At 40.4% G+C, this 11,471-nt stretch carries 9 protein-coding genes; 6 read left to right on the forward strand and 3 right to left on the reverse strand.

The genetic code is table 11. The features are described from left to right. Positions 1–1,728: alpha-L-arabinofuranosidase C-terminal domain-containing protein (locus tag ACR2F7_RS10920; protein WP_432713596.1), on the forward strand; the 1,728-nt coding region annotated here is incomplete at its 5' end. Positions 1,729–2,058: 330 nt separating this feature from the next. On the opposite strand, the gene ACR2F7_RS10925 is transcribed toward ACR2F7_RS10920, so the two are convergent. Beyond that, complete coding sequence (locus tag ACR2F7_RS10925; protein WP_432713597.1) at positions 2,059–3,744, reverse strand: sodium:solute symporter family transporter; 1,686 nt, start codon at positions 3,742–3,744, stop codon at positions 2,059–2,061. Positions 3,745–3,933: 189 nt separating this feature from the next. Continuing rightward, positions 3,934–4,632, reverse strand: a complete 699-nt coding sequence (locus ACR2F7_RS10930; RefSeq protein ID WP_432713598.1) for an NUDIX hydrolase — start codon at positions 4,630–4,632, stop codon at positions 3,934–3,936. 139 nt (positions 4,633–4,771) lie between these two features. Here ACR2F7_RS10930 and ACR2F7_RS10935 point away from each other — a divergent pair, with 139 nt between their 5' ends. Then, complete coding sequence (locus ACR2F7_RS10935; protein ID WP_432713599.1) at positions 4,772–5,950, forward strand: aldose epimerase family protein; 1,179 nt, start codon at positions 4,772–4,774, stop codon at positions 5,948–5,950. Between the two features lie 26 nt (positions 5,951–5,976). Here the strand turns inward: ACR2F7_RS10935 and ACR2F7_RS10940 are convergent, their stop codons facing one another. Continuing rightward, the gene (locus tag ACR2F7_RS10940; protein WP_432713600.1) at positions 5,977–7,476 is read right to left on the reverse strand and encodes a sensor histidine kinase; all 1,500 of its coding nucleotides are present in this window, start codon (positions 7,474–7,476) and stop codon (positions 5,977–5,979) included. A gap of 466 nt (positions 7,477–7,942) precedes the next feature. Here ACR2F7_RS10940 and ACR2F7_RS10945 point away from each other — a divergent pair, with 466 nt between their 5' ends. The 4 genes from ACR2F7_RS10945 to ACR2F7_RS10960 form a co-directional block, all read left to right on the forward strand. Continuing rightward, a complete protein-coding gene (locus tag ACR2F7_RS10945; protein ID WP_432713601.1) occupies positions 7,943–8,641 on the forward strand; it encodes an ABC transporter ATP-binding protein in 699 nt (232 codons plus the stop codon). 11 nt (positions 8,642–8,652) lie between these two features. Next, a complete protein-coding gene (locus tag ACR2F7_RS10950; protein ID WP_432713602.1) occupies positions 8,653–9,600 on the forward strand; it encodes an HlyD family secretion protein in 948 nt (315 codons plus the stop codon). A gap of 30 nt (positions 9,601–9,630) precedes the next feature. Beyond that, positions 9,631–10,740 carry an FtsX-like permease family protein gene (locus tag ACR2F7_RS10955; RefSeq protein ID WP_432713603.1) on the forward strand — a complete coding sequence of 370 codons (1,110 nt, stop codon included), beginning with the start codon at positions 9,631–9,633 and terminating at the stop codon, positions 10,738–10,740. Between the two features lie 4 nt (positions 10,741–10,744). Next, positions 10,745–11,471: TolC family protein (locus tag ACR2F7_RS10960; protein ID WP_432713604.1), on the forward strand; the 727-nt coding region annotated here is incomplete at its 3' end.

Here is an 11,471-nt window from a genome sequence, read left to right on the forward strand (position 1 = left end):
GAGGGCGATGTGCTGGTGTTAAACCGCAAAGGCAGCAACGTAGAAAACCCACGTTACCTGCGCATCAATTCAAGAGGTGGCAAGCGCGAAAGCCTCAGTTTGACAAATGAGGGCTTTAGAGGCATCGGGGTAAAGAAAAATATGACCTATGATTTTTCTGTTTTATACCGGAATGCTGCTCCAGGCTTAAAGCTTCATGTTGAGTTATTGGATAGCACTGGTCAGGTTTTAGGTACGGCAGTTGTTAGTCCTGAAGCTGGTGCCGAGGAGTGGAAAAAAGCGGCTGTAACATTTAGCGCCAATGCTACGGTGCTGAAAGCTAAGTTTAACTTATGGTTTGAAGGTACGGGTGCCATTGACCTTGATATGGTTTCTTTATTTCCCGGTGATACCTGGAAAAACCGCAAAGGTGGCCTTCGTGGCGATATGGTAAAGATTCTGGCAGATATGAAACCCGGCTTTATCCGTTTCCCCGGGGGCTGTATTGTGGAAGGGCACGAGCTTTCTTCGCGCTACCAATGGAAAAAAACGGTAGGCCCTGTAGAAAACCGCGAACTGCAGGTAAACCGTTGGAATACCGAATTTGCACATCGCTCTACACCAGATTATTTCCAGACTTTTGGTCTTGGTTTCTTTGAATATTTTCAGTTAGCAGAAGATATAGGCGCTGCTGCTGTGCCAATTTTAAATTGTGGCATGTCTTGCCAGTACAATACCGCAGAGCTGGTGGAACTTGACGACCTTGGTCCTTATATTCAGGATGCCTTAGACCTGGTAGAATTTGCCAATGGCGGTGTAGAAACCACCTGGGGTAAGGTAAGGGCTGAAATGGGCCATCCCAAGCCTTTCAACTTAAAAATGATGGGCATAGGAAATGAGAACTGGGGACCGCAGTACCTGGAAAGGCTTGCCTTATTTACCGCTGCTATTAAAGCCAAATACCCTGACATGAAATTGATCAGCAGCTCGGGCACTGACCCTGATGGCGAGCGTGTTAACTTTTTAAATACTGAATTAAGAAAACAAAAGGCAGATATCATTGATGAGCATTATTACCGTCCACCTGCATGGTTCTTGGAGAATGCGAGTCGCTATGACCAATACGACAGAAATGGCGCCAAGGTGTTTGCTGGTGAATATGCGGCACATACTGGTGGTGGCGGTAAAAGCCCACGTAAAAATAATTGGGAGGCTGCTTTGGCAGAGGCCGCTTTTATGACCGGACTGGAGCGTAATGCTGCAGTTGTACAAATGGCCTCTTATGCGCCTTTGTTTGCGCAGGCTGAGGGCTGGCAATGGACCCCTGATATGATCTGGATAGATAACTTAAACATTTATGGTACGCCTAATTACTATGTGCAAAAGTTGTATTCTCTTCATAAAGGTACCGATGTGGTTTCTATTTTAGAAGAAGATAAAGTGATAGCTGGTCAGGATGGGATCTATGCTTCTGCAGTCATGGACCAAAAAACTAAAGAGCTGATCATTAAAGTGGTGAATGTTACTGGCGATACCAAGTCCAGAGATGTTGCGCTAAAAGGCATTTCAAAGCTGGCTAATAAAGGAACAATGACTGTTATTAATAATCCTGATCCTTTGGCTGAAAACTCCTTTACACAGACCCAATATGTGAGTCCGAAGGAATCGGGTATAGCCATTCAAAAGAAGAACATCAGTCTTAATTTAAAACCATACTCGTTTACGGTGCTGCGCATCGGGATGAAGTAAATCATAATTTTTAAGGGAAGCCGCATCATGCTGAGCATGGTGCGGCTTTTTTTATTTAGTCATATTTTTCCTTTTCTATGGCTATTTGGCAACTTGCCTACAAGTATAGGTTTACAGGGCGTTCATACGGCCTTTGTAGGGCCTTCATAGGGCATTTATATATTACTTTGATATACGAACGCCGACTCAATGCCCTGTTAACAATAGCTGAATTAATAGGTGACAATAACTTGAGTTTAATTTACATTTAACAGGAGGCCAGGAATTTCAGGCACAAAAAAAACCGGACACCTCTGCAGGTATCCGGTTTTTTAAATATTATGATTTAAACTACCAGAACTTAACGTAAAGGGCAGCGATCATTAATAAAGTAATAATGATCAATACCAGGGTAGAAGGTTTCACTTTAAACATGTCTGCATCAAGTTCGAATGCTTTTGGATTCACTTTCGGACCGCCGAAACTGATAGCGATCATCAATATCATGGTGAAGGCAAATGACAAGCCCATGCAGATATGGAAAGGAATTTCGTATCCACCATTGCCGTTAGGGTAGGCCGTGTAAAGGAAATTCTCATGTCCTAATAAGGCTGGAGCCATTTCATTAAAGAATACGGATAACAGGAAGCCTGCAATTACACCCACGATGGCAGCAAGGCCTGTGGTACGTTTCCAGAACATCCCTAAGAAGAACATGGCAAATACACCCGGACTAATAAAGCCTGTGTACTTTTGGATGTAAGTAAAACCACCCACGCCACCAATACCTAATAAATCACTCCAGGTAAACATAACCGCAAGGATCATAGATACAAATACCGTTAAACGGCCAATAATAACCAGGTTTTTCTCGTCAGCACCAGATTTGAAGTATTTAGTATAGATATCAAGGGTAAAAATAGTAGAAATACTGTTTACCTTACCAGCAAGAGAAGCAACAATAGCTGCGGTAAGGGCTGCAATAGATAATCCTTTTAAGCCTGTAGGCAAGAAAGTTAAGATTGCAGAATAAGCGCCATCTTTACCACCTACCAGTTGAGGTAAATGTCCGTTTTTATACAATACAAAAGCAGCAATACCAGGTAGCATCACAATTAATGGCATGAATAATTTCAGGATACCAGCGAATAAAATACCGGTTCTTGCCGTATGTAAGTCGGCACCCAATGCACGTTGCGTAATATACTGGTTACAGCCCCAATAGTTAAGGTTAATAATCCAAATACCAGCAAGGTAAGAAGCAATACCAGGGAAGGTAAGGTATTTATTGATGTCAATTTGCGATGATGTTGCTGTAGGTTCCGGAATAATCATTTTAAAATGCTCTGGAGCCTGGTCCATTAATACTTTGAAACCGGCAATGGCATCAGCACCAACACCAAATCTTTCTCCTACTACGGTTAAAGCAATATAAGTTGTTACCAAACCACCAAAAATCAACACAGCAACCTGTATAACATCTGTATAGGCTACTACCTTCATCCCTCCCAGGGAAATGATCAGGGCAAAAAGGGCTAGACCTATCATAATTACATGCAGGTAATCTCCGCCTGTTAGTCCGTTAATGGCTACAGCACCTAAGTATAAGATAGAGGTAAGGTTAACAAAAATGTAAAGGAACAACCAAAAGATAGCCATAATCAAGGCCACAGACTCATTATAACGGGTCTTGAGGAATTGTGGCATGGTGTAAATCTTGTTCTTGAGGTAGACCGGTATGAACCAGACGGCGACAATAATAAGGGCAATGGCAGCAATCCATTCGTAGGCCGCAACGGCCACACCTAGGAAAAACCCTTCCCCACTCATGCCAATAAACTGCTCGGCAGAGATGTTAGAGGCAATCAGGGAGGCACCAATTGCCCACCATGTTAATGTCCCCTCAGCCAGGAAAAAGGCTTTGGCATCTTGTTCATTTCTTTTCCTTTTGTGGTAAATAGAATACCCATAAGCAGAAACTATGATAAAATAAAGAATGATGACTACATAATCTGTAGTTGCTAAATTATTAGACATAAAGTTTGTATTTGGTTGAGGTTATGTTTCGTTCAGTAAATGTTTTTTGGCTTTTTATTTGGTCCTAAAGGTCTGGATTGCGCAAAACAATGCGCAGACAGACAATTAAGCGTCTAATTAACGTTTAATTATCTGTTTAAAAAAATAATTGTGGGATTTTTTCTGTAATTCTTCCGAGATAAAGTGTTTTTATTTGCTTCCTTTAGGAATAAAACTCAGCAAGTTTGGAAAATTGGTTTTGTACCTTTTTTTATCGAGCTTAAAATAAAAGGCCCCTTTTTTAGAATTCAATTTATCTTTTTCGTCCAGTTTAATCAATAAGTTAGCTGCGGTCAGCTTCCTGATAAAATTTCGGTTGTCTAATTGGATATTGAAAATACCTTCATATAAACTTTGCACCTGTGGTATGGTGAATTTTTTAGGCAATAATTCAAACAGAAGGGGGTGGTGTGCAGCTTTATACCGTACATAGGTTTTAGCGGTTTCCACCATTTCTTCATGGTCGAAAATAAGGGGTGGTTTTTCTTTGATAGGGAACCATTCGGCATGAAAGCGATGGTTGAGCTGTTTTTTGTATTTGTTGATGTCGATCAGTGCAAAATAAGCTACGGAAACGGTACGTTCTACCGGGTCGCGGTCGGGATTTCCAAAAACACGCAGCTGCTCCAGGTATACACCATTTAGGCCTGTGAGCGATGTTAAAATGTTTTGTGCAGCCTCATCTATGCTTTCCCCGGCTTGTACAAAGCCTCCCATTAAACTCCACTTGTCTTTTTCTGGTTCAATATCCCTTTTGATTAAAAGGATTTTTACTGTTTCACCATCAAACCCAAAGATGATGCAATCTACGGCAATCAGCATCCTGTTTTTTTCTGTATATCCTGTCATGTTGGGTTTCTTATTCCTGCCTGGTCCTTACTCAGTTTTGAGTATGCTTCACAAATTTAATATAAAAATATTAATTGTTAATTCGACGTTTAATTTATATTTTCCTAATTTGGATATTCATTAACCAAGATAAATCCATATGAACAAAAACCTAAGAATGACTTTCTGTATGTTAGCCACTTTAGTGATCTTAAGTAGCTGCAGTCAGGAAAATAAAAGTAAAGAAACAGCCACCATGTCGGCAGATTCTAGTGCCACCGCTCTTGTTCCAGCTACAGCAGCTTTTGACCAGACTGTAGACGGTAAAAAAACTGCACTGTATGTTTTAAAGAATGCCAATGGTAGCCAGGCAGCCATCACTAACTATGGTGGGCGTATAGTTTCTTTGCTGGTTAAAAATGATAAAGATGAATTGGTAGATGTTGTGCTGGGGCACGATAGTTTAGCTGGTTATCAAACAAAGGCTGAATTTTTCTACGGTGCTTTGGTTGGCCGTTATGCCAATAGAATTGCCAAAGGAAAGTTTACCCTTAATGGCAAGGAATATAATTTACAGGTTAACGATGGTAAAAATACCCTTCATGGTGGTGTTGATGGCTTTTACGATAAAGTTTGGGATGCTAAACAACTGAATGACCATAGCCTGGAGCTTACCTATCTTTCTAAAGACGGCGAAGCGGGTTATCCGGGTAATTTAACGGTAAAAGTTACCTATGACTTGACACCGGATAATGAGTTGAAAATTAGCTACCATGCCACTACCGACAAACCGACGGTATTGAACTTAACGAATCACGCTTATTTTAACCTTAACGGCGCTGGCGACAGCACCATTACGGATCATTTGTTAACCATCAATGCTGATGCTTATACACCAGTTGATGAAACTTTAATTCCAACGGGGAAATTAGAGAAAGTTAAAAGTACGCCCTTTGATTTTACTAAACCAACGTTAATTGGTGCCCGAATTAATGATGCTAATGAGCAATTGAAAAGAGGTGGTGGTTATGACCATAATTTTGTGCTCAACGATACAAAAGATCTAAAGCTTGCAGCGACCTTACACAGTCCGAAAACAGGGATCTATATGGATGTGTTAACACAAGAGCCAGGTATACAGTTTTATAGCGGCAACTTTATGACGGGTGAAACTGCTGATGGTAAAGGAAATAAAAAATATGGCTACCGCTCTGCACTTTGTTTAGAAACGCAGCATTTTCCTGATGCGCCTAACCAGCCCTCTTTTGCAAGTACAGTGTTAAATCCAGGTGCTGAATTTAATTCTGTTACGGTATATAAATTTTATACTAAAAAATAAACTTAATTGGCCGCACTTCGGTGCGGCTAATTTGTGTTGTTCTCTTTAAAGGTAAGCACAAATAGTGTTCCCTTATCAATTTCACTTTTACAGCTAATTTTAGCATCAAGGGTATTCATTTGGGTTTTTACCATAAATAAGCCCATTCCTTTTCCTTCCACATGGTGATGAAACCGTTTATACAGGCCAAATAAGTCTGTACCATACTTTTTTAAATCCATGCCCAAGCCATTGTCTTTATAAACGATAGTTGTTACCTCATCTACTTTTTTAAAGCTAATTTCTATATGTGGTGCCAACAATTGCTGCCTATATTTAATACTGTTGGAGATTAGATTGAAGAATATGCTATATATATAGCTTTTTATAGTGATAAGTTCGTCGCTTGGATGGACATCTAAGCTGAAACATACATTTTCAGCTTTAATCAACGTAGATATACTGGATGTAATTTCTTCAATAATGCTGGTTATGCTCACCCTTTCTTTATTCTGATTAACGCCCTGCTTTGCTTGCAGCACGTTATTAAGGTCTAAAATGACATGATCAAGTTGTTTAGCACATTGCATTAAATAGGCACTTGCTTCTTTTAGTTCTTTTTGCTGCAGCTCACCGCTGTTGATTTCTTCTGCCAGGCCCATCATGTTAGCCACCGGAGAACGTAAGTTGTGGGATATGATATAAGAGAATTGTTCAAGCTCTTTATTTCGTTCTAGAATATCATCGTGCATCTTTGCTCGCTCTAAATCACCAGAATTGCGCTCTGTACAATCGTGAAAGTTGAGGATATAAGCTTTCACGCTTTCTTCGTGTATTAGATTGGTAATAGTTCCTTCTGTAGAGAGATAACCTCCATGTTTATGCAGCAATCTAAACTGGTAATAGATAGGTATTCCCGGTTTTGAGGGGTGCTCTTTTGAAGATTTTAAGTATCTACGTACATCATCCGGATGAATGAAGTCTAAGATTTTTTTACCTGTCAAATCTTTTGTAGAAAATCCGGTAAGTCTTTTTATAGCAGGACTTTGATAGAGCCACTTCCCATTTTTACTGATCGAAGCAATGGCATCGCCACTGTTTTCTAGTAAGGCACGGAAATGTTTTTCATTATGAATAATTTCCTTTATCTTCACTTCGTAATCTCTGCTGAGCCTGAATTTCTCAAGTACATTATTTAAAGCCGTGGGCAGTCTTTCCAAGCGGTCTTTTAAGATGTAGTCGTCTGCGCCCCTTTTAATAATATCAACAGCAAATTCTTCTGACATAGATCCTGACACCAGGATGAAGGGAATTTTTAAGGAAGTCATTTTTAAAATTTCCAGCGCTCTGTGCGAGTCAAAGGAAGGCAGGGAATGATCGGCTAAAATTACATCAGGCTGAAATTCATTTAAGGCTTTAATGAACCCGGGTTGGTTCTCCACCACAAGGATTTGAAAATCAAAGTTCCCTTTAATTAATACCCTCTTAACCAGGTCTGCATCACTACCCAAATCTTCCAGGTGTAAAATTTTTAATTTCCTATCCATTTCATTCAATGTTTGCTGCTTGGTTTCCCCAAGAAGTGGGAATGCTGCCTGCGGTGATGTTCAATATTTGTGCTTTTATTTACTGTACTCATGTTTGATTTGTCTGCTCAGGTTAAATGGCTAAAATCAGTCAAACAGGTTGAGGGGGGAACGTTTCAAATTTACAGTTAATTAATGGTTATCTTTAGTTTAATCATTTCCATATTTTTTAATTAATGATAGTCCTTGTTAACTATAACCACTTGAATCGAGAAAAATTATGGGCTGCTTTTTGCTAGGCGTTATAGATGGAAAATATAGTTGACCAATACATTATCATTTCTAAAAATGATTGAGGTTTGAACAACGATTTCAAAATAGAGATGTTTGATGTCAGCTCATGCAATGAGCTGGTGATGGGTTCTGAAAAAATGGGCATAATATTTTATATTGCCCTTTATTATTGCAATTATTAAGCTTATTGGCAATGGAGATAATAGCCTCTTTAAAAGACGCAAAGAAAGTTTATACCACAGGTGATACCACCATTACGGCTTTAGACAGCACCACGATTGATATCCATAACAAAGAATTGATGTTGATTATGGGACCTTCAGGTTCTGGCAAAACCACGCTTTTGTCGCTCATTGGTTGTGTAATCTACCCAACAGAGGGTAAAGTAATTATTCAGGGCGAGGACATTACTGGCTACACTGAAAAGAAATTAGCGGGAATCAGGCTTCATCATATTAGTTTTATTTTTCAGCATTTCAATTTACTCAGTCCCTTGAATGCCCTTGAAAACGTAATGCAGCCTCTACTATTAAAGGGCGAGGCTCATGCTGAAGCCCGGGAAAAGGCAATTAATGCCTTGGAAAGGGTAAATATGGGCGACAGGCAAAAGAGTTTACCCAGAAAATTAAGTGGTGGCCAGAAACAGAGGGTTGCCATTGCACGCGCACTGGTTACCAATGCACAGATTGTGCTCTGTGATGAGCCTACGGCTTCTTTAGATACTAAAAGTGCTGCCCTGGTGATGAATGATTTGAAGGAGCTGGCTAGAAACGGCAAGGCTGTTGTAGTGGTAACACATGATTTGCGCTTGCGCCAGTTTGCCGACAGGATTATATATGTTGAAGATGGCATTGTTTCTGATCATTTGAAAAATGAAGAGGATTATAAATAAATATAGACGAAATGAAATATTTTACTTTAGGTATAGCTGCGCTGTTCATGTTGTTTTCATGTGGTGGCCAGAAGAAGGAAGCGGAAAAGGCTCGGCTTGCACAACAAGATTCTTTATCGCGGCCTGAAAATGTTAAAACAATAGCGGCAATAGCAAAAGTAGAGCCTTTGGATGGGCTGGTTGATATATCGTCTTCAAAATCAGGAATTGTGACGGCGGTCTATAAAAATGCTGGCGACTCCGTAAAAAAAGGTGACCTGCTGGTTAAAATAGACGATCAGGAGCAGGTGCTTGCGGTTGGAGTAGCTGAGAAGCAGGTTTTGGCCCAGCAATCCCGTGCTGCTGCAGATCAGGCTGATGTTTTACAATACCTTGCTTCACTGAAAGAAAAAGAGCAAGATCTTGTGGTTACCGAAAGGTTGGCTGCTACAGGTGCCGATACCAGGCAAAATGTAGCAATCAAGCGTAAAGAAAAAGAAGTTATCCTGGCTAATCTTCAAAGTGCAAGAAGCAGGGCAAAAGCTAGTGTAGCAGAAACGGCTACGCTTCGCCAGCAATTGCAACAATCAAAATTAACGCTCAAGGATCAGCGCATCATTGCACGGCAAAAAGGTACCCTTGTGGATATGGATGCTAAAGTAGGCTCCGCTATCAGTGCTTTAACGCCCTTTGCCAGCTTTGCTGCGTATGGCACTTTGGTGTTGCATGGCGAAGTAGACGAAATGTTTGCTAGCCGCATTCGGCTGGGGCAAAAGGTAGTGGTAAGCCAGGTGGGCAGTAAGGCTAAAATAGCATCTGGGGAAATTTTTTATGTATCGCCGATTTTAGAAAATAAATCTCTTTTTTATGAGAAAGCCGGTGAAACAAGTGACAGGAGGGTGAGGCGCTTTAAAGTGAAGTTGGATAATCATCAATCGCTCCTGATCAATGAAAGAGTGGAATGTACCATAATTTTATAAACTGTTATGATAAGTACAGCCATAAAATTCATGATTTTCGATAAACCTAAAGGTATTGGAGTCCTTATTGGTATTGTAGTCAGCATATTTTTAATAGGTCAGCAGCTCAGTACCCTTCGTTATTTAACAAGCCTGATGAGTGGGTTGATTGTTAATTCTAACTCCTCACCAAATGATATCTGGATCATTGATAATTTAACCAGCAACATCAATGCTTTAAGCAGAATTGATGGAAGGATTGCACGGGAGGTGAAAAGTTTAGCTGGGGTGCAGGAAAGCTACAGTATGGTGGTGGCCAATGCCACTATTTCTTTTGATGGCGGTAAATCATCTGCTGTTAATTTAGTGGGTAGTGAAGGTCCCTCTTTTATTGGGGGGCCCAAGTCTGTTAAAATTATTGAAGGGAATATCAATGCGCTTTTCCAAAATGACGCCATCTCTGCTGAATACTTCAACTCTAAAAATTTAGGCGTAGACCTTTCCCTGGGACTGAACTTTGAGCTCAATCAAAAAAGGGCACAGGTAAAAGTGCTCACGAAAAATGCGCAGGGTTTTGGGGGCTACTATATGTATACGAGTTTAGGAAATGCCCGCTTTTATGGTGATTTTCCGGCAGATAAAGTAAGTGTGGTGGTGGTTAAACCCTTAGTGGGCACCAATGTTGATAGCCTGGTAAATAGCATTAACAAAACTTTTTACGGTGTGCGGGCATGGCCTGTTAACCAGCTGAAGAATGCTACCGTTCTGGAAATTCTGGTGACCTCTAATATGGGGTTAAGTTTTGGCTCCCTGGTGTTTGTTGCCATGATCAGTGGCTTTTTTATCATTGGCCTTACCTTATATTCTTCCGCAATGGACCGCATGGTTGATTATGGAACGCTCAAAGCTTTGGGCGCTACAAATGGTTATGTAACAAGGTTGATTTTAACCCAGGCTTTTTTGTTTGCCTTGATTGGTTTCCTCATTGCCTTTTTATTGTTGGCCCTGTTTAAAAATGGGGTGGCTAATGCCGGTCTGGTCATTACCTTAGACTGGCAGATTACCTTGTTGTTGTTAGCTGTTACGCTATTAATTTCTGTGGGTGGCTCCCTTTTTGCAGTAATAAAAATCAGTCGTTTAGAGCCTGCTTCAATTTTTTAAATCGATGAATAATCAAAAACCCATGAATACGCGGTTAATTCTGATATTAGTAATGTTTTCCCTGCCACATTTGGTAAATGCACAGCATGGCCCTGAGAAATTACGTTTATCTTTAAAGGATGCTGCCGCATTGGCTAGCAACAATAATCCTACTTTTAAGGCCAAAAGCCTGGACCTTAAAATTGCTGCTGAAGCTGTTGAGGAGGCGAAATTAAAAAGAATTCCACAAGTGTATGCAGACTTTAATTTACAGCGTAATTTAATTATTCCTATTACGCCTGTTCCTTCGAATGCTTTTAATCCTAATGCGCCAGAAGGGGAGATTACTCCCCTCAGGTTTAATACCAAATGGACGGCCAACTCAGGTTTAAATGCAAATGTAGATTTATTCAATCCTCAAAAAAGGCAGGATGTTAAAGTGGCAAAAATACAACAGGAAATCAGTAAGTTAGAACAGGAGGACGCAGAAAATAAGTTGCATTTTGATGTTAGCAATGCTTATGCCCAAGCCTTAATAGCTCGAGAACAGCAGCATTTAGCGGCAATAGATACGCTGACAAAAGCCAGGATCAGCAAGATGAGTAAGGAGCAGTTTGATGCCGGGAGAATCACTTTGATTGAACTGCAGCAGACTACGGCCGACAGAAATAATACACTCAATCATTTTGAGGAAACGGAGAAAATTTTCCAGCAAGCACAGGCTCAGCTGTTATACTTTTTGGGCTATAGTC

Source organism: Pedobacter sp., assembly GCF_045628745.1.
GTDB lineage: Bacteria > Bacteroidota > Bacteroidia > Sphingobacteriales > Sphingobacteriaceae > Pedobacter.